We start from the raw sequence: 24,210 nt of genomic DNA, 5'->3' as shown, positions 1-24,210 counted from the left end.
TACTGTAGAGCGCATGGTTTCGCCCGAACCCCTGACAGCGCTGGCCTCCCCGCCAGGACTGCTGAGTTCCGATCTCGACGATCTCGGCGTCACGCTCGGGCCGGACGGCGGCACTCTGCGGGTGTGGTCGGCCCACGCCGGCGAGATCGAGCTCGTCGTCTTCGACGACGCGGACCTCGACTGGATCACCGACACCATCCCCCTCGCGCCCACCGTCGGCGGGGTGTGGAGCGTCACGACGCCACTGCTGCGGCCGGGCACGAGATACGCGATCCGCGTGGACGGCCCCTCCACGCCGGGCGGCACCTTCAACCCCGGCACCCTCCTGGTCGAGCCCTATTCCAGGGGCCTGGTCAGCGGAGGGTACGAGGACTGGCGCTCGGTCGTCATCGACGGCTCGTTCGACTGGGGCGGGATCGCCAAGCCGGCCGTCCCCATGGACCGGGCGGTCATCTACGAGGGTCATCTCAAAGGCATGTCGAAGCGGCATCCGCTCGTCCCGCCGGCGCTCCACGGCACGTACGCGGGCCTGGCCCATCCCGCGATGATCGAGCACTTCCTGACTCTGGGAGTCACGAGCATCGAGCTGCTGCCGGTGCACGCCTTCGCGACCGAGCCGCGGCTGCTGCAGCACGGCCTCTCGAACTACTGGGGCTACAACTCGCTCAACTTCTTCACCCCCCACGGCGCGTACGCCACCGAGGAGAACCGGCGCCAGGGTCCCGAGGCGATCCTCCGCGAGTTCAAGGGCATGGTGAAGCTGCTCCACCAGGCGGGCCTGGAGGTCATCCTCGACGTGGTCTACAACCACACCGCCGAAGAAGGCATCGGGGGTCCTCGCACGAGCCTGCGCGGAATCGACAACCGCTCGTATTATCGGCAGCAGGACGACGGTGTCTACATCGATGTGACCGGGTGCGGCAATTCGGTGAACACCTCGACGGATGCCGCCGCCCGGCTCATCCTGGATTCGCTGCGCTATTGGGCGGGCGACGTCCAGATCGACGGGTTCCGCTTCGATCTGGCGGCCACGCTGGGCCGGGATGCCGCGCACCACTTCACGCCCGACCACCCGCTGCTGCGCGCCATCATGGACGACCCCGCGTTGGCCGGCGTGAAGATGATCGCCGAGCCGTGGGATGTCGGCATGGGCGGCTGGCAGACCGGAAACTTCGCCGACGGGTGGATGGAGTGGAATGACCGCTACCGCGACCGCGTGCGCAACTTCTGGCTGAGCGACGTCGACTACGCACGACGCGCATCGACTGCTCCCGTGGGCATCGGCGGCTTCGCCACCCGGCTGTCAGGCTCCTCGAACACATTCAGCGCCGAGCGCGGCCCGCTCGCGAGCGTGAACTTCGTGACGGCGCATGACGGCTTCACCCTGCGCGATCTCGTGTCCTACGACGTGAAGCACAACGTCGGCAACGGCGAGCAGAACCGCGACGGCGCCGACACGAATCGCTCCTTCAACCACGGGGCAGAGGGTCCGACGACAGACGAGGCCATTCTGGCCACCCGCCGCAAGGCGATGCGCAACATCCTCGGCACGCTCCTGCTGTCGGCGGGCGTTCCGATGCTCACGGCCGGCGACGAGTTCGCCCGCACTCAGCGCGGCAACAACAACGCATACTGCCATGACTCTCCGCTGACCTGGATCTCTTGGGATCACGCGCCATGGCAGGACGATCTCTTCGCGCACGTGCAGCGCCTGCTGCGCCTGCGCCGCGAGAACCCCGCGCTGCGCCCGAGTCGGTTCGCCAAGCTGGACGAACGCACGCCGTCCGCGTCGGTCATGGAGTGGTACGACCAGACCGGCAGCACGATGTCCATCGACCAGTGGACCGATCCGTCCAACCGCACGCTGCAGTACGTCGCGGCATCCACCCCGGAGCATGAGAGCTTCAACCGGATCCTGCTGATGGTGCATGGCAACGAGAGGCCCGTCGATGTCACGCTCCCCGTGATCGAGGGCGTCGCCTCGTTCCTGTCACTGTGGTCGAGCGAAGACGACACGCCCCACGCGGCACCGGCAGAGTTCCTCCCGGGCGAAGTCGTCACGCTCGCCGGAACCTCGATGAGACTGTTCCGCGCGGAGTAGCCCGACCACGATCCGGCGCGCCCCAGGCTGTCCTCCCGGCATCGCGCACGGTAGGTTCGAGAGGTGGTCAAGACGACGCGCGCCGCGCGAACAAGCCCTTGGCGCAGCGCCTCTTCGATCCCGGTGCGAGCGGCATCCGACAGCCAGCCCGATCGCACGACGGTGACGTCCCGCATCCCGATCACACTGTCTTCGCCGTCCGTCCCCGACGGACGGTTCCGGCCCAGTGCGTTTTCGGGCGAGATCGTCCCCTTCCGCACCACCGCGTTCCGCGAAGGCCACGATCGCATCGGCGTGCACGTGCGGCTGTTCTCCCCGTCCGGCGACGAGTCGCTGCACCGTCTCCTTGCCCTGAACGACGGATTCGACCGCTGGGAGACCGCGGTGGCGCCGCTCGAGGAGGGCGTGTGGAGATTCCAGTTCGAAGCTTTCGCCGATGACTTCGCCACGTGGGAGCATGCAGCGGATCTGAAGATCGCAGCCGGCGTCGACACCGCCGTCATGCGCGAGATGGGGGCGCAGCTGTTCGATCGCGCCGTCGCTGACAAGACGAGGCCGATCACCGAGCGCCGTCGACTGGAGAACGCGGCGGTCTCGCTGCGTGACCCGGATGTCGGCGACGCAGCAACTCTCGAGATCGTTCGCGACCCGACCTTCGCCGAGTTCTTCGCGATGCGGCCACTGACCTCGCTCATGAGCATCGGGCCGCCCTCGGAGCTGCTGGTGGAGCGGGAGCGGGCGGGCCTCGGGTCATGGTACGAGTTCTTCCCCCGTTCAGAAGGGGCTCGACGCCTCAACGACGGCACCATCAAGAGCGGGACTTTCCGGTCGGCCACCCGCCGGCTGCCCGCCGTCGCGGCGATGGGCTTCGACGTGATCTATCTGCCGCCGATCCACCCGATCGGCCGCGTCAACCGCAAAGGACGCAACAACACGCTCGATCCGCAGCCGGGTGATCCGGGTTCGCCGTGGGCGATCGGTGCCGCCGAGGGCGGCCACGACGCGGTGCATCCCGATCTGGGCACGATGGCAGACTTCCGCGCGTTCGTCCGGTCCGCCCGGGCTGAAGGAGTCGAAGTCGCCCTGGATTTCGCCCTGCAGGCCGCGCCAGACCACCCCTGGGTCACTTCGCACCCGGAGTGGTTCACCACGCTCCCCGACGGCTCGATCGCATACGCGGAGAATCCGCCCAAGAAGTATCAGGACATCTATCCGATCAACTTCGACAACGACCCGGAGGGCATCCGCGCCGAGGCGCTGCGGGTCCTGCGCCACTGGATCGCACAGGGAGTGAAGATCTTCAGGGTGGACAACCCGCACACCAAGCCGCTGCAGTTCTGGGAGTGGCTGATCGCGACCGTGTCGGCGGAGACTCCCGATGTGGTGTTCCTGGCTGAGGCGTTCACCCGCCCTGCGCCGCTGCAGGGCCTCGCGCTGGCCGGCTTCCAGCAGAGCTACACGTACTTCACATGGCGCAACACCAAGCTCGAGCTCGAGGGGTTCCTGACCGGGCTGGCGCTGGAGACCGCGGACTTCCTGCGCCCGAACCTCTTCGTGAACACACCCGACATCCTCACCGAGTATCTGCAGTACGGCGGTCGGCCGGCATACAAGATCCGGGCAGCGATCGCCGCGACCGGAGCGCCCACCTACGGCGTCTACGCGGGCTACGAGCTGTATGAGAACGTCGCGCGTCCCGGGTCCGAAGAGAACATCGACAACGAGAAGTACGAGTACAAGGTGCGCGACTGGGCCGCCGCCGAAGCCGACGGCAACTCCCTCGCCCCCTACCTCACGCAGCTGAACGAGATCCGGCGCGCACACCCCGCGCTCGGTCAGCTGCGCAACCTGCGCGTGCACTGGAGCGACGATGACGCGATCCTCGTGTTCTCCAAGCGCATCGGCGCCGAACTGTCGCCGACCGGGCACTCCGACACGATCCTGGTCGTCGCGAACGTCGACCCGCACTCGGTGCGCCAGACGATGGTGCACCTCGACACCCGCATCTGGGGCGTCGAACCGGGTGAGCGGTTCGAAGTCGAAGAGCTTCTCACCGGTGCGCACTGGACGTGGTCGGATCACAACTTCGTCAAGCTCGACGCCTTCACCGAACCAGTCCACATTCTGCACGTGAAGGAGTCTCGATGACGAGCCCCACCGATGATCTGCTCGACGCCGTCGCGGCCGGCTCTCATCACGACCCGCATTCCGTGCTGGGAATGCATCTCCGCAGAGACTCTGACGGTTCCGTGGAGTGGACAATCCGGGCACGCCGCCCGCTCGCGCGCAACGTCACGGCGGTCTTCCCGGACGGCACGCGCGTGCCCCTCGAGCACGTTCGCGCGGGGATCTGGGAAGGCGTTCGCTCTGGCGAAAGCGGCATGTACGAGCTCGTGACGACGTACGACGATGCACCCGACTACACCGCCGTGGACCCGTACCGGTTCGGACCCACGATCGGCGAAGTCGACCTGCACCTGATCCGCGAGGGCCGCCACGAGGAGCTGTGGCGCGTCCTCGGCGCGCACGTCCGCGAGATCGAAGGCACCGAGGGAACCTCGTTCACCGTCTGGGCACCGAACGCTCGCGCCGTGCGGCTGGCGGGCGATTTCAACAGCTGGGACGGATCGGCGCACGCGATGCGGTCGATGGGCGCCAGCGGCGTCTGGGAGCTGTTCGTGCCCGACATCGGAATCGGGACGACCTACAAATTCCAGATCATGGGACGCAGCGGCGAATGGGCGCTCAAAGCCGACCCGATGGCGCGTTACGCCGAGGTACCTCCGGCGACGGCGTCCGTCGTCACCGATTCGTCCTACACGTGGGCGGATGCCGCATGGATGAAGGCGCGCGCATCCAGCCAGCCCTCTTCGCAGCCGATGTCGATCTACGAGGTGCACTTCGCCTCCTGGCGGCCCGGGCTGTCCTACCGCGACGGGGCCGACCAGCTCATCGAGTACGTGACCGGTCAGGGCTTCACGCACATCGAGTTCCTCCCCCTGTCGGAGCACCCGTTCGGCGGGTCGTGGGGCTATCAGGTGACCGGCTACTACTCCCCCACCAGTCGCTTCGGCATGCCTGACGACCTGCGCTACCTGATCGACCGGCTGCACCAGGCGGGCATCGGCGTGATCATGGACTGGGTGCCCGGGCACTTCCCCAAAGACGCGTTCGCACTCGCCCGGTTCGACGGAGAGGCACTCTACGAGCATCCCGATCCGCGCCGCGGCGAACACCGCGACTGGGGCACGCACATCTTCGACTACGGCCGCAACGAGGTCCGCAACTTCCTCGTCGCGAACGCTCTGTATTGGTACGAGGAGTTCCACATCGACGGCCTCCGGGTCGACGCCGTGGCCTCGATGCTGTACCTCGACTACTCTCGTGCAGAAGGGGAGTGGGTTCCCAACATCCACGGCGGCCGGGAGAACCTCGAAGCCATCCGATTCCTGCAGGAGGTCACGGCCACCTCCTACAAGCGCTACCCCGGCATCTCGATGATCGCCGAGGAGTCCACGAGCTTCCCCGGAGTCACCGCTGCCACCGACCGGGCGGGTCTGGGTTTCGGCTTCAAGTGGAACATGGGCTGGATGAACGACTCACTCCAGTACATCGGGCGAGACCCGATGTACCGCTCGCATCACGAGGGAGAGCTGTCGTTTTCGTTCGTGTACGCATTCAGCGAGAACTTCATCCTTCCGATCAGCCACGACGAGGTCGTTCACGGCAAAGGCAGCCTGTTCGCCCGGATGCCCGGCGACCACTGGCAGAAGCTGGCGAACATGCGTGCGTTCCTGGCGTACATGTGGGGCCACCCGGGCAAGCAGCTGCTGTTCATGGGGCAGGAGTTCGGCCAGCTCTCGGAGTGGGCCGAAGGCCGCGGCCTCGACTGGTGGATCCTCGACCAGCCCTCGCACGCTCAGCTGCACAGCTTCGTCGCGACGCTCAACAGCGTCTATAAGGCGCAGTCGCCCCTCTGGGCGCGCGACAGCGACGGTGCCGCGTTCTCACGGCTCGGGGCACCATCGTGGAATCCGAATGTGATCGCGTTCTCGCGCCGCGACTGGCACGGCAACACTGTGGTCGTGGTCTGCAACTTCTCCGGCGTTCCCCTGCACGGCTACACGCTTGACCTGCCGGAGTCCGGTGTCTGGCACGAGATCCTCAACTCGGACGCCCAGGAGTACGGCGGCTCCGGCGTGGGCAACCTGGGTGTCGTGCATGCGGGCGAATCCGGCCGCGCGACCATGGTGCTTCCCCCGCTGGGAGTGCTGTGGCTGCAGCACGACCCGCAGGCCAACCTGCCCTCGCAGACGAGCACCGGGCGACTGCTGCTCCCCTGAGGGTGACGCCGATAAGAGGCGACTAGAACAGCAGCGAGGCGAGCCGGCCGCGCGCGCGCAACACGCGCGGATCGGCATCGCCGATGAGCGCGAACTGCTCGAGGAGCCGCTCCCGGACGGGGGCACGCTCGTCCGAGGGGAGTGCGGCGAACAGATCCAGCAGGCGGCTGAAGGCGTCGTCAACGTGCCCGCCTGCAAGATCGAGGTCTGCGACGGCCAGTTGCGCGTCGACCTCCAGCGGTGCGGCCGCAGCCGCAGCCCGCGCATTCTGAGAGTCCAGGCCCTGGACGCGGTCCAGGAGCTTCACCTGTCCGAGGCCGGCGCGCGCGTCTTCGTCGCGGGGGTTCTCTGCAAGCGCCTTCTGGTAGGCCGCGATCGCACGTACGTAATCACCCGCTTCGATCGCGTCGAACGCCTCGGCGTGCAATGGCGGCAGCGCCGGCTCGACGGGCTCGGCATCCGCACCCTCTTCGCCGGAGAGATCGATCGAACCGGTCACACCGTTCTGTGCGGCGAGCTGCAGAAGCTGCGCGAACACCTCGCGCACCTGCTGTTCAGGCACCGCGCCGGTGAACAGCGGCACGGGCTGACCGCCCACGAGCGCGACCACGAGCGGGATCGACTGCGCGCGGAAGGCCTGCGACAGCTGCGGATTGGCGTCGACGTCGACCTTCGCCAGCAACAGGCGACCGCCCAGTTCGAGGACGACGCGCTCGAGGATGGGGCTCAGCTGCTTACACGGACCGCACCACTCCGCCCACAGATCGATGACCACAGGGACCGAGCGGGACAGCTCGAGCACCTGCGGGAACGTCTCGTCGGTGACATCCATCACCAGCGAGGGAGCAGACGTCGGCGCGACGGCCGTCGCCTCGCTCGCAGCGGGGCGATTGCGAAGCGCTGACAGGTCGACGGCGCCGCGCAGGGGCGCACCGGGAGGGATGTCCGTCAATTGATCACCTTTGCATCGAGGATCTCGGAAGCGTACCCCAGCAGGCGGATCTTCTCCGTAGATCCGAGGCCGGGCACGTAGAAGAACAGCTGATCGCTGAAGGTCGTCGTGAAGCCGGTGGCGGACTGCTCGGCTCCCGCCAGGGTCTTCACCGTCGGGTTGGTGTCGAGCTTGATCACCGCGTCGGCGTTGGTCGGCTTGACCGTGTCGACCTCGTTGACGTTCACCGCGACGATCGCGCCACTCTCGAGGGTCGCAAGGGCCAGAGGCGGGTGCGTCCCTGCCATCGTGTCGAACGAGAGGCTGCCGGTGGATGCCGCCGTGGTGTTGAAGTCCGCAAGCCGCTTCTCACGGTCCGCGGCCACGCTCGCACGGAACTGATCGCCCTCGGCCTCGAACTGATCGTAGAGCTCGCTGTCCTCGCCCTTGTTGATCACGTCGGCGTATGCGGCGGCGAGCTGGTCGGGCGCCATCACCAGGAACGAGGAATCCGGCGGCACCTGCTGCGCGCCGACGTACACCGGGGCGAGGTCGGGCATCTGGGTGGCCGCTTCGAGGCTCGAGAGGTAGGTGAGCTTGTAGGGCGACCACGCGTCTTCCTGCGTGGCCAGCATGATGCTCGCGGTCTTGTCGGCTTCGTCGTTGACCACGGCCATGACCGAACGCGGCCAGCCGTCATACGCCTGCGGCAGCACGATCTTGAGCGGCTTGGTCGGGATGGCGGCCGGCGGGGGGTAGTCCGTCAGCGCACCGCGAAGCGTGTAATTCGTCGTGCGCTCAGCGAGCACCGCGCCCTCCAGGCGGGTCGCGGCGAGCGTCGCATCCATGGTCTCGTCCGCGGCTGCGGTCGCGGAGGCGATCCGGGCGATGATTCGCTCGGCCTGCGCCTTCGTGACCGCCGGAGCCTGCTGGCCCTCGGGCACGATCACCGACTCGCTCGGGCTGGGCGTCGGGCTGCCGGCCAGCTGTGGCCACGAGTCCGACGAGCATCCGGCGAACAGCAGCGCCGAGACGGCGACGGCGGGGATCACGACGAACCTGCGCTTACCGGCGGTGACCGAGCGGCGGGTCGGAGTGCCGGAGCTGATGACACCCTTGTCGGCGCCTTCGACGGCAAGATCGATCGGCTCGGTGACCGGCAGCGGCAGTCCCTTGCGACGGGGGCCGCGGGACCGACGCGCATGGCGGATGCCGAGGATGTAGAGGAACACCCCGACCGCCATGAGGATGCCGCCGGCGACGATGAGCGGACCCGCCCACGGCGTCGCGCCAGCGGTCGGCCAGGAAACGCTGACATCGGAGGGAGCCGCCGCGCTGCCGTCAGTCGCGACGAGCACGCTCATCTCCTCGGGCAGCTGCAGCTGCGCGATCAGGAGGTCTTCCTGCTGGAACTCGTCGAGCCACAGATCGGAGCCGATCGGGCTGTGCGCCCGCGCAGCCTCCTCGTCCGGTGCGCCGCTCGCCGCGGGTTCGGGCGCCGCCGTCGGAGCGACGGCATCTGTGACGACCTTCCCGGAGCGGCTCAGCGAGACTTCGCTGTATGTCGTGTCGGCCAGCCACGCCTTGAGGTCGGCCGTGCGGCCGTATGCGGCGAAGAGCTCGCCTTCGCCCTGAGCGCGCAGCGTCTGCGCACCGGGAAGCTGATTCAGAACGGCACCGTCGATCAGCAGGTACGGGGCCTCTTCGGACACCGAGAGGTCGACCGTCTCGGACGTCGGACCCTGGAAGACGGTGCGCTGGGCGATGCCTGCGCCGATCATCACGGCGGCGAGCACGAATGCCGCCACGGCCCACACGAAACGCACGAAACACCTCTCCTGGGCCCGCGAGGGGATGCGGCGGGCCGTCGACTCGACATTTCAGACTAGCGAAAGAGACCTGAACGTCGCCCGGGAGGCGCCAATCCCGGCACTGGGCGGGACCTGTGCATATCCTGACCTGACAGCAATGCCCGTCCCGTCAGCACAGTCAGGAGTCACCGTGAAGGTGCACAACCCCTTCCGCGTCGCCCTCGTCGCAACCCTGGGCGTCGGCGTGGGGATGCTGCTGATCGGCAGCGTTCAGACACTCTCCACGATCCTGCTGTACGTGGGCACGGCGTTGTTCCTGAGCCTCGGTCTGGAGCCGGCGATCTCGTTCCTCGAGCGGCGCAAGCTGCCGCGCTGGGCCGCGGTGCTCATCACGATCCTCGGCGTGCTCGCCGCGTTCGCCGGCATCGTGCTCATGCTGGTGCCGATCATCGCGAGTCAGATCAGCCAGCTCATCGAAGCCATCACGAAGGCCATCGAGAGCGGCACGACGCTCGATGACTTCAAGACATGGCTGGGCGGCGTCTTCCCGAACCTGAACGTCAATGACGTTTTCGCCTTCGTCGAGGACTGGGTCTCGAACCTCGACTACGCGTCCATCGGCCAGGGCGTGCTGGCGGTCGGCGCATCGGTGCTCGCGGGCCTGGCCGGCGCGTTCATCGTCCTGATCCTCACGATCTACTTCACGGCCTCCACGCCCAACCTCAAGGCCGCCATCTACCAGCTGGTGCCTGCATCCAAGCGCGCCCGTTTCATCGACATCGCCGAGCAGATCACGAAGTCCGTCGGCTACTTCGTCATGGGGCAGGTGACGATGGGCGTCATCAACGGCGTGCTCAGCGCGATCTTCCTGTCGATCATCGGCGCACCGTTTCCCGCCGTCCTTGCGGTCGTGGCCTTCTTCTTCTCTCTGATCCCGCTCGTCGGCACTCTGACCGGATCGGCGATCATCGTGCTCACCTGCCTCGGACTCGGCTCACCGACGACCGCTCTCATCGCCGGGATCTACTACCTCGTGTACATGCAGATCGAGGCGTACGTCATCTCGCCGCGCGTCATGAACCGCGCGGTGTCGGTGCCTGGTGCGGTCGTGGTCATCGCGGCTCTGGCCGGAGGCTCGCTACTCGGGCTCCTCGGCGCGCTCATCGCGATCCCGGTGGCCGCGAGCATCCTCATCATCTACCGCCAGGTCATCATCCCCCGGCAGAACGAGCGCTGAGACCGGCTGCGGCCCTTCGCCGAGCGGACCGTCCCATTCGGTCGGCAGCGGCAGTGCGTCGGGATTGACGGCCGCCACGATCTCCGTCAGCACGCGGCGCGTCTGGGTCTCGCCGACCCACAGGTGCCTGCCCCCCTCGACCGCGATCATGACGGCATCCGGAACGCTGGCGAAGCGCTCTGCGGCGGCATCCGGGCGCAGGTAATCGTCGAACTCCGGCACGACGACGACGACCCTCCTCGAGCCGTCCGCCCACGCCGCCACTTCGTCCGGTGTCGTGCGATGCAGCGGAGGCGAGAGCAGGATGACGCCCTCGATGTCGTGGTCGCGACCGTACTTCAGCGCCACCTCCGTACCGAAGGACCAGCCCACCAGCCAGGGACGCGGCAGCCCCCGCTCACGGACGAAGTCCATAGCCGCGGCCAGATCGAACGCTTCGGCGCCCCCGGCGTCGAAGGCGCCCTCGCTGGTGCCCCGCGGCGACGTCGTGCCGCGGGTGTTGAACCGCAGGATCGCGAGGTCGGCGAGGGCCGGCAGCCGTGCCGCGGACTTGCGCAGGATGTGCGAGTCCATGAATCCCCCGGCGGTCGGCAGCGGATGCAGCGTCACGAGCGTCGCGACCGGCTCGCGGTTCAGGGGCAGCGCGAGCTCGCCGACGAGGGTGAGCTCGTCGATCGTGCGCAGCTCGATCTCCTCACGCCGGGCGGGAAGCAGCACGGCTCCTCGGATGTCCATGTCAGGCGATCCTCCAGCAGTGCGAATGCCAATGACGCCGACCCGATAGGTCAGCCTGGTCGCCCAGCACGCCGTCCGCGCGCCACACCACGAGGTGGGCGACACCGGGGGCCACCGCACGTCCGCAACCCGGGCATACGTAGGCCTTGACCGCCTGCACCGCCGATACGGGCTGCACCACCCATGTGACACCGCGACGAGACTCGGTGCGCTTCCACCCGGTGAGGAGCCGATCGAGCGCCTCGTCGCCGGGCTCCTCGGAGCGTCGACGGTTCGACCGCGGCATGGGATCAGTACCAGCCTGCCGACTCGGAGTGCCCCCACGCGCCGCAGGGGTCGCCGTAGCGGCCACCGATGTAGTTCAGGCCCCAGGTGATCTGCGTCGCCGCGTTGGTCTCCCAGTCGGGTGCCACGCTGCCCATCTTGCTGCCGGGCAGCGCCTGCGGAATTCCGTATGCACCGCTGCCGGCGTTGTAGGCGTTCACCCTCCAACCGGACTCCTTGTTCCACAGCGCCACGAGACACGCGAACTGATCGTCTCCCCAGCCGCGCGCGCGCACCATGTCATAGGCGATGGCCTGAGCCGTGCCCGGGTCGGGCGTCACGAAGGGCGGCGACCAGCTCGAGGACGACGACGAGGGCTCAATCGCCACCGGCTCCGGCGTCGGCGTGGGCTTGGGTGTGACGTACACCGTGTATCCGCCGCGATCGAGGTCGACGGCGGCCGCGGCGGCTTGTTCGACCCGCAGGTTCTGCGCGTCGCCGAGCGTGCTCGAGTAGAGGGTGATCGGTGGGCGCTCCTCGGCGTTGGCTTCAGACAGGGCCACGCCGGTGGGACCGATGTACGCTGCGACGAATCCGATCGCTGCGAAGGCCGCGAACACCCCGAGCACTCCGCGGCGGCGTGACCAGCGCTGTGCGGGTGCCGCCGGCCGAGATGGGCCACCGCCGCGATTCGAGACAGGGCCACCCGCGTCTAGGCCGCTCGCGCCAAGGTTCGCCACATCCTGACGGGGCGTCCGTCGCGCGCGAAGCATCTCGTTTCCGGAGGTCACAGTTCCACGAGTCTACCCGGCCGTCCTCGACGGTGCCATCTGCGGCCGCGGCCTGCCTCACGCGACGGCCAGCATCACCTCGATGACCGCGTCCAGCACGGCATCCACCTGCACCTCGCGGTATCCGCCGCGCTGCATCCGGAATGCGACCGCCCGAACCTGTTCGACGGTCACGGAGTCGCCGGTCTCGAGATACTTCGCGAGTTTGTCGGCGACGAGGTCGACTTCGTCGATGCGGTAACCGTAGCGAAGCGGCCCGACGCGAGTGAACCGCCGGCCCTTCGGACGCGAAAGCCGATCCAGGACGACCTGCGCCGTCTCCCGAGTCTGGCCGACCCACGCGTGGGCCCCCTCACTGCTGACCGCCGCTTCGCGCTCGCGCGCTGCGAAGGCGTCTTCGATACGCCCGAGCGCCGCATCCACCGCAGCGATCACGTAGCCGCGACGCACGAGCGGAAATGCCGCCTGCCGCACCTCGGCCGCGGTGATCGGCTCCGCACCCGTCTCGAACGCCTCGCGGGCCCGCACGAGGAACGCGTCGACGGCGCGCTTGTCATAGCCCTTCACCGCGCCGCGGGTCTCGGCGAAGGTGATCGGCGGGGACTCGGAGGTCGTCATCATGCCGTCAGCGGGGAGAACAGGTAGAACAGGGCGAGAGCGCCGACGACGGAGGGCAGGATCGAGTCAAGCCGGTCGAGCACTCCCCCGTGTCCGGGTAGCCATGAACTCATGTCCTTTATGCCGAGGTCGCGCTTGATCATCGACTCGCCGAGGTCGCCTGCCGTGGCTGTTCCGAGGATCACCGCGCCGATCACCAGGCCCGTCCACCAGGGGAGTCCGAGCATGAACAGCGAGAGCAGCACCCCGGCGATCAGGGCGGCCAGCGCCGCACCGGCAAAGCCCTCCCAGGTCTTCTTGGGGCTGATCCGCGGCGCCATCGGGTGCTTGCCGAACGAGAGCCCCGCCGCATAGGCGCCGGTGTCGGACGCGACGGCCATGATGATGAACGCCAGCACCCACCATTCGCCGCCCTCCTGTCGCAGCAGCACCAGGCACAGGCTGGCCAGAAACGGCACGTAGAGCTGAATGAACCCGGCGATGAGCACATCGCCCAGCACGGCGCTGTATGTCCTGCCGTCCTTCGCGAACATCTGCGCCATCACGCGCCACACGATCACCAGGGCGACCGCGACGAAGGCGGCCACCCAGTGCAGCCAGAGTCCGGTCAGGCCGGAGAGCACCAGGCCCGCCCCGATGACCAGCTGCGGGATCAGATCGACCTTGCGGCCCGCGCCCTTGAGCGCACGACCGAACTCGAAGATGCCGAGCATCGCCGCCCCGAGGGCGAACAGCACGAACGCCCACTTGAGGAAGATGAGCGAGGCGATGAGCACCGCGCCGATCGCGAGCCCGATCAGGGTCGCCACGATGAGGTCACGCCCGGTGCGCTGCTTGATGCGCTCATTGGCTTCCTCGAACTCGGCCCGTGCCTGCGCGACCTGGCTCTCGAACTCGTTGCGCGCGGAGCGCACGTGGGTCTGGAAGTCCGTGGTGTGGTCGGGCGTGCTCCCGCCTCTGCGGGCGCCCGCAGCATCCCGCGGCGGCGGCGGCGGTTCGGGCGGCGGCTCGTTGTCCGGGAGATCGCCGGATGCATCGGTCATCAGCGGGGCTCAGACCTCGAGCAGTTCGGCCTCTTTGCGCTTGAGCGCCTCGTCGATCGCGTCGACGTGGGCGCGCGTCAGCGCATCGAGTTCTTTCTCGGCACGGGCCAGCTCGTCTTCGCCGATGTCGTTCTTGAGGCTGTCCAGGTCGTCCTTGGACTTGCGACGGATTCCACGCACGTGCACCTTCGCGTCCTCGCCCTTGCCGCGGACGATCTTGACGAACTCGCGGCGGCGCTCTTCGGTCAGCTCGGGCAGCGTCACGCGCACGAGACTGCCGTCGTTGGTGGGGTTGGCGCCGAGATTCGGCGTGTCGCGGATCGCCTGCTCGATCGCCTTGAGCGCGGACTTGTCGTACGGCGTGACAACCAGCGTGCGGGCCTCGGGGTTGTTCAGCGAGGCCAGCTGGGCCAACGGCGTCGGGGTGCCGTAGTAATCGACCAAGATCTTCTGGAAGAGCTGCGGGTTCGCGCGTCCCGTGCGCACGGTGGCGAAGTCGTCTTTGGCGCCCTCCACCGCACGGTCCATGCGCGATCCGGCCTCGGCCAAGACGTCCGCGATCACAGTGACTCCCATCGGTAGATCCAGAGCCTTCAGTCTAACGGCCATGACCCGCGCGAACCGGTGATGCAGCGGTGTCAGGCGGTGACGAGCGTGCCGATCCGTTCGCCGAGCAGAGCACGCGTGACGTTGCCCGCCGGCTCCATGCCGAACACGCGCATGTCCATCCGGTTGTCCATGCAGAGACTGAACGCGGTCGAGTCGACGACCTTGAGCCCGCGCTGCAGCGCATCGAGGTAGGTGATGCGATCGATCAGCGTCGCGGTCGGATCCTTGTGCGGGTCGGCTGTGTACACGCCGTCCACGCCGTTCTTGGCGACCAGCACTTCGGACGCGCCGATCTCCAGCGCCCGCTGGGCGGCGACCGTATCGGTGGAGAAGTAGGGAAGGCCTGCGCCGGCGCCGAAGATGACGACGCGGCCCTTCTCCAGGTGGCGTTCGGCGCGCCGCGGGATGTAGGGCTCGGCGACCTGCGTCATCGAGATGGCGGACTGAACCCGGGTCGCCGCGCCGGCCTGCTCGAGGAAGTCCTGCAGCGCAAGCGCGTTCATGACGGTTCCGAGCATGCCCATGTAGTCGGCCCGCCCGCGGTCCATGCCGCGCTGACTGAGCTCGGCACCGCGGAAGAAGTTGCCTCCGCCGACGACGACGGCGATCTCGACGCGGTCGACCGCGGCTGCGATCTCACGGGCGATCTGACTGACGACGTCGGGGTTGACCCCCAGCTGCCCCCCGCCGAACGCCTCTCCGGAGAGCTTCAGCAGGACTCGCCGGGTTCGGGTCGCCTCATCGATCACGTGTCATCCTCTCATCGAGTACAAACTATCCGAGCGCGCGGCCGGAACTGCACAGCAGAAAGGGCCCGCATCGTGATGATGCGGGCCCTTCCACCGTGTTACGCGCCGACCTTGAAGCGGGCAAAACCCGTCAGGGTCAGACCGGCGGCCTTCGCGACCTGCGCGACGGACTGCTTGTTGTCCTTCGCGTAGTCCTGGTCCAGCAGCGAGACCTGCTTGAAGTAGGCGCCGACGCGGCCCTCGACGATCTTCGGAAGGGCGGCCTCGGGCTTGCCCTCCTGGCGGGAGATCTCAGTGACGATCTCGCGCTCCTTCTCGACGTCGGCCTCGGGGACCTCGTCGCGGGAAAGATAAGTCGGGTTGGCGAAGGAGATGTGCTGCGCGATGCTGCGAGCGGTCTCCGCGTCATCGCCCGTATAGGCCAGGACCACGCCGACCTGCGGGGGCAGATCCTTGCTGGTCTTGTGCAGGTACACCTCGAACTTGTCACCGGACAGCGTGCGCACGCGGCGCAGCTCGACCTTCTCGCCGATGATGGCCGCTTCATCCGAGATCAGCGTCTCGACGGTGCCGGCACCGGCGGGTGCGGCGAGGGCGACCTCGACCGAGTCGGCCGAGGCTGCGGCTGCGGCATCCGCGACCTTGTCCGCCAGCGCGATGAACCGGTCGTTCTTTGCGACGAAGTCGGTCTCGCACGCGAGCTCGACCAGCGTCACCGTGCCACCCACCTCTCGTGCGACCACGAGTCCCTCGCTGGTGGAGCGGTCAGCGCGCTTGGCATTGCCCTTAGCGCCCTTCAGGCGCAGGATCTCGACGGCCTTCTCGACGTCGCCGTCGGCCTCTTCGAGTGCCTTCTTGGTGTCGACCATGCCGGTTCCGAGCTGCTCGCGCAGCGCCTTGATGTCGGCGATCGTGAAGTTTGCCATGTTCGGCGGCTCCTTGATTGTGATGAGTTCAGGGGAATGGCTCGGCGGGGTCGTGCAGAACGACCCCGCCGAGCGTGCCTTCAGTCGGGTCTGTTACTTGGCGGAATCTTCGTCGGCGACCTCGATGACATCGATCTCGACGCCGTCCGCGGTCTCGGTGACGACATCCACCTCGACGACCTCGACATCGACCTCGACGCCATCGGCCGTCTCGGTCTCGGTGACGATCTCGACGACGTCGACCTCGATAACCTCCGCGCCCTCGGCGGCTTCGGCCTCGACGACCGCTTCGGCAACAGCCTCGGCGACGTCTTCGGCGGCGCCCTGCTCGAGCAGTTCGCGCTCCCAGTCGGCCAGCGGCTCGGCGGCCTCGGCCGACTCGTCGGTCGGGTTGTGGCGCTGGATGAGGCCCTCGGCGGCGGCGTCGGCGATGATCCGGGTGAGCAGGCCCACCGAGCGGATCGCGTCATCGTTGCCGGGGATCGGGTACTGGAATTCGTCGGGGTCGGCGTTCGTGTCGAGGATGCCGATGATCGGGATGCCGAGCTTGGTGGCCTCATTGACCGCGAGGTGCTCGCGCTTGGCGTCGACGACCCAGATCGCGGAGGGCGTCTTCGACATGTTCCGGATGCCGCCGAGTGACTTGTGCAGCTTGTCGAGCTCGCGCTTCTTGAGCAGCAGCTCCTTCTTGGTGAACCCGCTGTCGGCAGGGTTCTCGTAGTCGAGCTCCTCAAGCTCCTTCATGCGGGCGAGGCGCTTGGAGACCGTCTGGAAGTTCGTGAGGAGGCCACCGAGCCAGCGCTGGTTGACGTAGGGCTGGCCGACGCGGGTCGCCTGCTCGGCGATGATCTCCTGGGCCTGCTTCTTCGTGCCGACGAACAGGACCGTGCCGCCGTGGGCGACCGTCTCCTTGACGAACTCGTACGCCTTGTCGATGTAGCTCAGCGACTGCTGCAGGTCGATGATGTGGATGCCGCTTCGCTCGGTGAGGATGAAGCGCTTGACCTTCGGGTTCCACCGGCGCGTCTGGTGTCCGAAGTGAACGCCGCTGTCCAGCAGCTGGCGAATGGTGACGACGGCCATGGCCGTTCTCCTGTTCTCGACGCCCGGAAGCGCCGCTTGCGGTTGTGTTTCGCCTGACCGTTCGGTCGGCGGGCCTGGCGCCCGGCGCACTCCCGCTCCTGAGCGATTCGCTCCGTGAGACCGGTGGGGGTGGATGCCGCGCGTCCATGAGCCGGGGGCTCTCGGACGCACTCTGGGCACGCGTATTCACCCCGACGAGCGAGGTGTTCCTCCAGTGTACCAGCCGACTCTCCTCCCCAGCGATCGGCGAAGGCGCGTTCTCCCCCGCGCGTCTCGGTCACCGCCGCCGAGGAGACGCCCGCGAGATGCTGAACGGATGCCGTCCTCCGTCGTTCGCCTTTCGGCCCGGTTCCGTCGCACAGCGGCAGGGGTCGGACTCGCGGTGCTGCTGTGCCTCACGGCGCCGCCGGCCGCAGCTGTCTCCGCGACCGGTTCGACGTCCGGCACGCAGTCCGGCGTGGACCTCACAGGGCGGGGGTGGGTGTGGCCCGTCGAGCGGTTCCGCCTCGCGCGCGCCTACGTCTCCCCGGCCCATGAGTATGGCCCGGGTCACCGCGGGATCGATCTGGACCTTCTGGGCGCTTCCGTCGTGCGCGCGCCGGCAGACGGGGTCGTCGCCTTCGCAGGCAGCGTCGCCGGCCGCGGCATCCTGACGATCGATCACGGCGACGGGCTGGTGACCACTCTCGAGCCGGTGATCACCGCGCAGGTGCCGGGAGCCCCCGTTTCCGCGGGCGAGGACGTCGCCACCCTCGGCGTCGGCGGGCACGCGGTGCCCGGCACGCTGCACTTCGGCGTGCGGCTGGACGGCGCGTACATCAACCCGATGCTGCTGCTGGGTGGCCTTCCCCGGGCGGTGCTGCTCCCCTGCTGCACCTGAGGCGGCTCAGGCGCGCGGGTGCGCGAGCTGGTAGGTTGCGGCCAGTCGCTCGGAAGAGACGTGCGTGTAGATCTGCGTGGTGCCCAGGCTGGCATGGCCGAGCATCTCCTGGACGGCGCGAAGGTCGGCCCCTCCGTCGAGAAGGTGGGTGGCCGCGGAGTGACGCAAGGCGTGCGCGCCCACGGCAGAAGTGCCCAGCACGGCTCCCAGTTCCCGGGCGACGACGTCGTACACGGCGCGCGGCGCGATCCGCGCCCCGCGGATGCCGAGGAACAGCGCCGGTCCGGGCTGCGCCCCGGCGGCCCGCGCCACCAGCGCCGGACGGCCGCGCGAGAGGTAGGCCTCGACGGCGCGCCGCGCGGGCACGCCGAACGGGACCACGCGCTCCTTCGACCCCTTTCCGAGCACCCGCAGCGTGGCCCGGTCGAGGTCGATGTCGTCTCGGTCGAGACCGGTCAGCTCGGATGCGCGCACCGCGGCGGCGTACAGGACTTCGAGCATCGCGTGGTCGCGCAGCAGGACCGGATCCCCCGGCGCGGCGCGTTCGGCCAGGTCCTCGAGCATGCCGCGTACCCCCTCCGCGGTGGCGACTCTGGGGAGTGTGCGGCCGCGTTTGGGGGCGACAAGTCTCAGGCTCGGGTCCGTGTCGACCAGGCCCTCCTCCGTGGCCCATCGAAAAAATCCTCGCGCGGCCGCCGTGCGGCGGGCGAGTGTCGAGCGTGCGTCCCCGCGCTGGGTCGCGCCCCACAGCCACTCGCGCAGCGCCTCGAGGTCGATATCGGCCAGCTGCGCCTGCGGAACGGTGGCCGACAGGTCGCGCAGATCGGCCCGATATGCGCGCACCGTCGCCGGCGAGAGACGCCGAACGCGTGCGAGGTGCTCCGCGTACGCGCCGGCCGCCCGGTCGAGGTCCATTCCCCCAGCATGCCTGCAGGCGACGCGCTCGGGGCGGCGGCGCACGGGCGTTCAGTCCACCGGCACTCCCCCGCGGGCACGGCGCCATCCGTCCTCACCGCGGATGACGGCTCCTTCGAGCGCGAGCAGTCCCAGAATTCCGGTCACCTCCGTCGACGCCAGGCCGGATCGGCGGGCGATCTCGGTCGGCGGCCGCCACGATCGGAAGCTCATCGCATCCAGCACCCGTGTCGTGTCGTCCGTGCGCGCCTGGGCGGTCGAGTCGATCGGCATGTCGAAGAGGGTCTGCGGCGACGCGCCGAGCAGTTCGAGCACCTCGTCGGCGTTCGTGACGCAGCGCGCATCGAACTCCCGCAGAAGTCGATGGCATCCGGCCGATGCCGCGCTGGTGACCGGTCCGGGCACGGCACCGAGCGGTCGGGCGAGCGTCGCCGCATGCCCGGCGGTATTGAGCGAGCCGCTGCGCCACCCCGCTTCGACCACCACAGTTGCATCCGACATTGCTGCGATCAGGCGGTTTCGCGCAAGGAAGCGCCACTTCGTCGGCGGGGTTCCGCACGGCACTTCGCTGACAACCGCTCCGGTGGTCGCGATCCGCTCGAGAAGCTGGCCGTGACCGGCGGGGTAGGGGCGGTCGCCGCCGCCGGCAAGCAGCGCGATCGTCGTCCCGCCCACCGTCAGCGCGGCGCGATGCGCTGCGCCGTCGATTCCGTAGGCGGCGCCGGAGACGATCGACACGCCGTGGCCGGCGAGGTCGGCCGCCAACTCGATCGCGATGTGCTCGCCGTAGCTGGTCGCGGCGCGCGCACCCACCAGCGCGACCGAGCGTGACGATCGCGTGAGTGCCCCGACGTCTCCGCGGACCCAGAGCACCAGCGGAGCGTGTGGGCCCAGATCGGCCAGCGACGCCGGCCAGGCGGGATCCTCAGGAGTCAGGAGCGACAGACCGACGCGTCGGGCGACCTCGAGCGCTTCGCGCACGGCTCCCGCCCGGAGCCGGGGCCGCCATCGCTCGAGCCCCTCGGCCCACTCCTTCACGGTGATCTCCACGGCATCCAGAGCCCCGCCGTCTCGACCCCCGCTGATCACCTCGGCCAGCGCCGCCTCAGGCCCGATAGCCGCGACCAGGCGTCCGGCCAGGCCGTCTCCCGGCTCGACGAGACAGCCCCATGTGTGCGCGGCGTACAGACGTCGCGCCTGCTCATCGTCGAGGTCGCCGCGAACGAGCGGCGCGAGCAGATCCCGCGCGTGCGCGGGCGGGGGAAGGAAGTCCTTCATGTCGTGATGCCCTTCTTCATGAAAAGTGCGCGGCCGATGTCCGAGACTGTCGGGCTCGCTCGTGCGGCCAGATCGCTCAAGGTCCACGCCACCCGCAGGACACGGTCATAGCCGCGCAGAGTGAGCGAGCCGCGGTGCAGGGCCGCGTCGAGGGGCCGGCGAACGACGGGGGCGAGGGCGAGCGGTCCGTCGCGCAGCCACGGCCCCGAGACGCGCGCGTTGAGGCGCCACGGTGTCGCCCGCAGGCGGTGGGCCGCCCGGTCGCGAGCCTCGGCGACACGCGCCGCCGCGTCAGCGGTGGTGACGATCCCGGCAGCAAGGTCGGCCGCGTGGGCGACCGAGACGCGCGAGAGCCCGAGCTCGATGTCGACGCGGTCCAGCAGCGGTCCGGACAGGCGCCCGAGGTAGCGCCGGATCGCGATCGGTGGGCAGACGCAGCTGCCGCCCCGCACGCCATAGTTGCCGCACGGGCACGGGTTCGTGGCCAGGATCAGCTGGAACGAGGCGGGAAAGGATGCCGTGACACCGGCCCGATGGATCGTGATCTCGCCCTTCTCCAGCGGCTGGCGCAGGGCATCCAGCACGCTCGGGTTGAACTCGCCGACCTCGTCGAGAAAGAGCACCCCATGCGTGGCGCGCGCGATCGCGCCCGGACGCAGCACGCGGGAGCCGCCGCCGACGAGCGCCGCGATGCTCGCACTGTGGTGCGGCGCCTCGAACGGAGGACGACGCACGAGTGTGCCGACCGCCTGCCCGCACAGCGACCGGATCGAAGCGACTTCGAGTGCCTCGGCGTCGTCCAGTTCCGGAAGGATGCCGGGCAGCCTGCTCGCGAGCATCGTCTTGCCCGCACCGGGCGGCCCGCTCATCAGCATGTGATGGCCGCCCGCTGCGGCCGCGATGAGGGCGTCCACGGCATCGCGCTGGCCGATGACCTCGCCGAGCTCGGCTACGCCGTTGTCGGCCGTCTGGACAGACGGTGCCGGAACCGGGTCGAGGGGCCGCTCTTCGACGTCTGCGCCGTGCCGGCGAGCCACATCGCCGAGCGAGACGGCCCCGATCACCTCGATCCCCTCGACCAGCGATGCCTCGGCCTCGTTGGCGAGCGGCACGATCACGCGGCGCTTGCCCTCTCTCGCCGCCGCCATCACCGCGGGGAGCACCCCCGGCACGGGCCGCAGGCGGCCGTCGAGCCCGAGCTCGCCGATGTGGACGGTCTCGGCGATGGAGACGGCATCCATACTTCCTTCTGTCGCGAGCGCGGCGATCGCGATCGCCACATCGAAGGAAGAGCCGTGTTTGGGCAGGCTGGCCGGCGACAGATTGACGGTGAGCCGGCGGCGAGGCAGAGCGAGGCCGCAGTTCGCGCTCGCGTTGTGCACGCGCTGCACGGCTTCGCCGAGCGCCTTGTCGGCGAGTCCGATGATGCGGAATTCGGGCTGCTGGTTGGACAGGTCGGCCTCGACCTCGACGAGTGCGCCGTCCAGTCCGGTGAGCGCGATCGCCCAGGTCCGCGCCGTCGTCATCGCAGGTCCTCGAGATGCTCGAGCGCGCCGGTGGCGGGGTCGGGACCGATGATCGCGATCGCGTCCAGTCGCAATCGCCGCCCCTGCGCCTCGCCCGGGTGCGCCGCGATCCAGGCTACGGCCAGCCGCCACAGCCGCGATCGCTTGCGCCCGTCGATCGCCTCGAACGGGTGTCCGTACGCCTCGCCGCGGCGCGTTTTGACCTCGACGATGACCAGTTCGCCGCGCCGGGCGACGACCAGGTCGATCTCACCTTCGCTGATGCGCCAGTTGCGATCGAGCACCGCGTATCCGCACTGCTCGAGGTATCGCGCCGCACGCTCTTCGCCCGCACGCCCGAGCACATCCTTCGCTGCCATGAAGGCATCGTGCCGCTCGGTGCGAGGCCGCGGGCGGTGCTGTCGCCGACCGCTGAACAAGTGGCCGTCGTCGCCGCCTGGGGAGGAGTCGGGAGCGGGATCGAGCGCGCGACTCTAGGATGGGAAGACCATGGATGACGACGTCTTCGAAGACTACGACCGCGAACTGGAGCTCGCCCTCTACCGCGAGTACCGCGACGTCGTCGCGCAGTTCCAGTATGTGATCGAGACCGAGCGCAGGTTCTACCTGGCCAACGAGGTCAACGTCGTGCGGCGCGACACCGAGCACGACTTCTACTTCGAGATCACCATGACCGACGTGTGGGTCTGGGACATCTACCGGGCCGACCGCTTCGTGAAGTCCGTGCGGGTGCTCACGTTCAAGGACGTCAACGTCGAGGAGCTCTCCCGCCGCGACTTCCACCTTCCCGAGGAGCTCTCGCTCGATTCCTGAGTGGCCCCGCCGCTGCGTCAGAACAGCGACGGCGAGCCGATGAACGACCAGGAAGCCCGGTGGTGACGGCTTATCCCGTGCTCGAGGATCGCGTCCCTGTGGTCGGGGCTGGCATAGCCCTTGTTGCGCGCCCAGTTGTACGCGGGCGCCTCTTCGTGCAGCTCGGTCATGAGCGCGTCGCGGGCGACCTTGGCGATGACGGATGCCGCGGCCGCGCTCGCGCAGTCGCGATCCGCCTTGATCACGGGCCGGATCGTGAGGCCGGTGCCCCCCGCGGGGGTGATGTAGTCGTAGTTGCCGTCGAGCACGACGATGGCCTCTTCGGGCACGATGCCGTGCGCGCGCAGGTCGGCCATGGCGCGCATCGTCGCCAGGCCGAGTGCGCGCATGATGCCGATCTCGTCGATCTCGACCGAACTGGCCCAGCCGACCGCGCTCGCCGACACCCATGAGGCCGCACGGGCAGCCACTTCGGCGCGCCGAGGCTCCGGCACCAGCTTGGAGTCGCGCAGGCCCTGGGGCACGCGCTTGCGTGCGCGCGGCGCGTCGATCACGACCGCGCCGACCGCCACCGGACCGGCGAGGGCGCCCCGCCCGACCTCGTCGCACGCGATCAGGACCGCGTGGTCCTGCAGCAGGCGCCGCTCGAGCGTGAGGCGAGGCTCGGCGACCTTCATTTCGAAACTGGCTCGGAGGTGGGCTCGGCAACCCCGGCGAACACCTCGTGGTGGAAGTCCAGGATCCCGAACCGGTTGAAGGGCCAGGTGATCAGGAATGCGCGGCCGACGATGTTCTCCACCGGCACGAACCCCTTGCCGGGCTGGTCGGTGTTGTAGCGGGAGTCCTTCGACGAGTACCGGTTGTCGCCGAGCACCCAGAGCCGGTCCGCCGGCACCACGACGTCGAAGTCGTCGGCGGATGCCGGACTGTCGGCATTCGGAAGCTTGAGGTAGTCGCTCTCGTCGATCGGCACGTCGTTGACGGTGATCTGACCGATCGCGTTGCAGCACACGACATGATCTCCCGGCATCCCGATGATGCGTTTGACCAGGTGGTCGTCACTGTCCGGCGCGGACAGTCCGACGAGGGACAGCATCCATTCCGCGCCTTCGACCAGCGGCGAGCGGGGCGGATCGATGCGCACCGGGAGCCAGCCGCCCGGGTCGCGGAAGACGACGATGTCGCCGCGCTCGTAGCCGCCGAAGCGCGGCGTGATCTCGTCGACCAGGATGCGGTCGTCGACCATGAGCGTGCTCTCCATCGACCCGGAGGGGATGTAGAACGAGCGCACCAGGAACGTCTTGACCAGGAACGAGACCAGCACAGCGACCAGCACGATGATGATCACGTCGCGCAGGAACGACAGCCACCCGTGCCGGCGGTCTCGGCCGGAATTCAGCCTCGCTCGCGACGAGGGCGCCGGCGTCGCGGGCGCCTGCTGCTCGGTCGACATTCGGATCCTTCTGCGGGCTCGCCGCACGTGAGCGCACCGCTGCCTCAAGGGTCGCACATCCGGACCTGCGAAAACGACGAAACCCCGGGCCGAAGGGCACCGGG

The 24,210-nt window shown here is 68.7% G+C and carries 23 protein-coding genes; 6 read left to right on the top strand and 17 right to left on the bottom strand.

All coding sequences use genetic code 11. The features are described from left to right. The first annotated feature begins 13 nt into the window (after positions 1-13). The 3 genes from glgX (at position 14) to glgB (ending at position 6,444) form a co-directional block, all read left to right on the top strand. Positions 14-2,101, top strand: a complete 2,088-nt coding sequence (gene glgX, locus QZV84_RS08800; RefSeq protein WP_292828395.1) for a glycogen debranching protein GlgX — start codon at positions 14-16, stop codon at positions 2,099-2,101. 180 nt (positions 2,102-2,281) lie between these two features. After that, positions 2,282-4,249 carry an alpha-1,4-glucan--maltose-1-phosphate maltosyltransferase gene (locus QZV84_RS08795; protein ID WP_292828529.1) on the top strand — a complete coding sequence of 656 codons (1,968 nt, stop codon included), beginning with the start codon at positions 2,282-2,284 and terminating at the stop codon, positions 4,247-4,249. Beyond that, positions 4,246-6,444 (top strand): 1,4-alpha-glucan branching protein GlgB, encoded by a 2,199-nt coding sequence (glgB, locus tag QZV84_RS08790; protein ID WP_292828392.1) that lies wholly within the window; start codon positions 4,246-4,248, stop codon positions 6,442-6,444. The genes QZV84_RS08795 and glgB overlap by 4 nt, the downstream gene beginning before the upstream one ends. 22 nt (positions 6,445-6,466) lie before the next feature. Here the strand turns inward: glgB and QZV84_RS08785 are convergent, their stop codons facing one another. Beyond that, entirely contained in the window at positions 6,467-7,396 is a 930-nt protein-coding gene (locus QZV84_RS08785; RefSeq protein WP_292828389.1) for a tetratricopeptide repeat protein, read from the bottom strand. Next, the gene (locus QZV84_RS08780; protein WP_292828386.1) at positions 7,393-9,201 is read right to left on the bottom strand and encodes a glycosyl transferase; all 1,809 of its coding nucleotides are present in this window, start codon (positions 9,199-9,201) and stop codon (positions 7,393-7,395) included. Before QZV84_RS08780 ends, QZV84_RS08785 begins: the two co-directional genes overlap by 4 nt. Positions 9,202-9,376: 175 nt before the next feature. Between QZV84_RS08780 and QZV84_RS08775 the strand changes: the two genes are divergently transcribed. Further along, positions 9,377-10,423 carry an AI-2E family transporter gene (locus tag QZV84_RS08775; RefSeq protein ID WP_292828525.1) on the top strand — a complete coding sequence of 349 codons (1,047 nt, stop codon included), beginning with the start codon at positions 9,377-9,379 and terminating at the stop codon, positions 10,421-10,423. On the opposite strand, the gene QZV84_RS08770 is transcribed toward QZV84_RS08775, so the two are convergent. The 9 genes from QZV84_RS08770 to rpsB all read right to left on the bottom strand — a co-directional run bounded on the left by QZV84_RS08770 (position 10,325) and on the right by rpsB (position 17,241). Next, positions 10,325-11,158, bottom strand: coding sequence for an alpha/beta fold hydrolase (locus QZV84_RS08770; protein ID WP_292828383.1), 834 nt, complete (start codon positions 11,156-11,158; stop codon positions 10,325-10,327). The two genes, QZV84_RS08775 and QZV84_RS08770, sit on opposite strands and share 99 nt — an antisense overlap. Position 11,159: 1 nt before the next feature. Continuing rightward, a complete protein-coding gene (locus tag QZV84_RS08765; RefSeq protein ID WP_292828380.1) occupies positions 11,160-11,444 on the bottom strand; it encodes a hypothetical protein in 285 nt (94 codons plus the stop codon). 4 nt (positions 11,445-11,448) lie between these two features. Next, positions 11,449-12,042 carry a lytic transglycosylase domain-containing protein gene (locus QZV84_RS08760; RefSeq protein ID WP_292828377.1) on the bottom strand — a complete coding sequence of 198 codons (594 nt, stop codon included), beginning with the start codon at positions 12,040-12,042 and terminating at the stop codon, positions 11,449-11,451. 228 nt (positions 12,043-12,270) lie between these two features. Continuing rightward, on the bottom strand, positions 12,271-12,831 hold the full coding sequence (locus QZV84_RS08755; RefSeq protein WP_292828522.1) for a DivIVA domain-containing protein: 561 nt from the start codon (positions 12,829-12,831) through the stop codon (positions 12,271-12,273). After that, a complete protein-coding gene (locus tag QZV84_RS08750) occupies positions 12,831-13,874 on the bottom strand; it encodes a phosphatidate cytidylyltransferase (protein WP_292828374.1) in 1,044 nt (347 codons plus the stop codon). Before QZV84_RS08750 ends, QZV84_RS08755 begins: the two co-directional genes overlap by 1 nt. Before the next feature lie 9 nt (positions 13,875-13,883). After that, complete coding sequence (gene frr / locus QZV84_RS08745; RefSeq protein ID WP_292828519.1) at positions 13,884-14,438, bottom strand: ribosome recycling factor; 555 nt, start codon at positions 14,436-14,438, stop codon at positions 13,884-13,886. A 74-nt stretch (positions 14,439-14,512) separates the two neighbouring features. Next, on the bottom strand, positions 14,513-15,232 hold the full coding sequence (pyrH, locus tag QZV84_RS08740) for a UMP kinase (RefSeq protein WP_292828371.1): 720 nt from the start codon (positions 15,230-15,232) through the stop codon (positions 14,513-14,515). Between the two features lie 98 nt (positions 15,233-15,330). Next, the gene (gene tsf, locus QZV84_RS08735; RefSeq protein WP_292828368.1) at positions 15,331-16,158 is read right to left on the bottom strand and encodes a translation elongation factor Ts; all 828 of its coding nucleotides are present in this window, start codon (positions 16,156-16,158) and stop codon (positions 15,331-15,333) included. Positions 16,159-16,251: 93 nt separating this feature from the next. Next, complete coding sequence (gene rpsB, locus QZV84_RS08730) at positions 16,252-17,241, bottom strand: 30S ribosomal protein S2 (RefSeq protein WP_292828365.1); 990 nt, start codon at positions 17,239-17,241, stop codon at positions 16,252-16,254. A 316-nt stretch (positions 17,242-17,557) separates the two neighbouring features. Between rpsB and QZV84_RS08725 the strand changes: the two genes are divergently transcribed. Then, entirely contained in the window at positions 17,558-18,121 is a 564-nt protein-coding gene (locus QZV84_RS08725; RefSeq protein ID WP_292828363.1) for a M23 family metallopeptidase, read from the top strand. 6 nt (positions 18,122-18,127) lie between these two features. Here the strand turns inward: QZV84_RS08725 and QZV84_RS08720 are convergent, their stop codons facing one another. From QZV84_RS08720 to QZV84_RS08705, 4 genes are read right to left on the bottom strand one after another with little or no spacing between them, the layout of a single operon-like run. After that, the gene (locus QZV84_RS08720; protein ID WP_292828360.1) at positions 18,128-19,036 is read right to left on the bottom strand and encodes a tyrosine recombinase XerC; all 909 of its coding nucleotides are present in this window, start codon (positions 19,034-19,036) and stop codon (positions 18,128-18,130) included. A gap of 51 nt (positions 19,037-19,087) precedes the next feature. After that, on the bottom strand, positions 19,088-20,314 hold the full coding sequence (dprA, locus tag QZV84_RS08715; RefSeq protein ID WP_292828357.1) for a DNA-processing protein DprA: 1,227 nt from the start codon (positions 20,312-20,314) through the stop codon (positions 19,088-19,090). Next, positions 20,311-21,840: a YifB family Mg chelatase-like AAA ATPase gene (locus QZV84_RS08710; protein WP_292828354.1), complete on the bottom strand. Its 1,530-nt coding sequence runs from the start codon at positions 21,838-21,840 to the stop codon at positions 20,311-20,313. The genes dprA and QZV84_RS08710 overlap by 4 nt, the downstream gene beginning before the upstream one ends. Beyond that, on the bottom strand, positions 21,837-22,199 hold the full coding sequence (locus QZV84_RS08705; RefSeq protein ID WP_292828351.1) for a YraN family protein: 363 nt from the start codon (positions 22,197-22,199) through the stop codon (positions 21,837-21,839). The genes QZV84_RS08710 and QZV84_RS08705 overlap by 4 nt, the downstream gene beginning before the upstream one ends. A 130-nt stretch (positions 22,200-22,329) precedes the next feature. On the opposite strand from QZV84_RS08705, the gene QZV84_RS08700 reads away from it, so the two are divergent. After that, a complete protein-coding gene (locus QZV84_RS08700; RefSeq protein ID WP_292828348.1) occupies positions 22,330-22,653 on the top strand; it encodes a DUF2469 family protein in 324 nt (107 codons plus the stop codon). 17 nt (positions 22,654-22,670) lie between these two features. Here QZV84_RS08700 and QZV84_RS08695 read toward each other — a convergent pair whose 3' ends face one another. Next, positions 22,671-23,330: a ribonuclease HII gene (locus tag QZV84_RS08695; protein WP_292828346.1), complete on the bottom strand. Its 660-nt coding sequence runs from the start codon at positions 23,328-23,330 to the stop codon at positions 22,671-22,673. Further along, on the bottom strand, positions 23,327-24,106 hold the full coding sequence (gene lepB / locus QZV84_RS08690) for a signal peptidase I (RefSeq protein ID WP_292828343.1): 780 nt from the start codon (positions 24,104-24,106) through the stop codon (positions 23,327-23,329). The genes QZV84_RS08695 and lepB overlap by 4 nt, the downstream gene beginning before the upstream one ends. Positions 24,107-24,210 lie beyond the last annotated feature (104 nt).

The organism is Microbacterium sp., from assembly GCF_011620715.1.
GTDB lineage: Bacteria > Actinomycetota > Actinomycetes > Actinomycetales > Microbacteriaceae > Microbacterium.
This window is presented reverse-complemented; position numbering and strand designations above follow the sequence as displayed.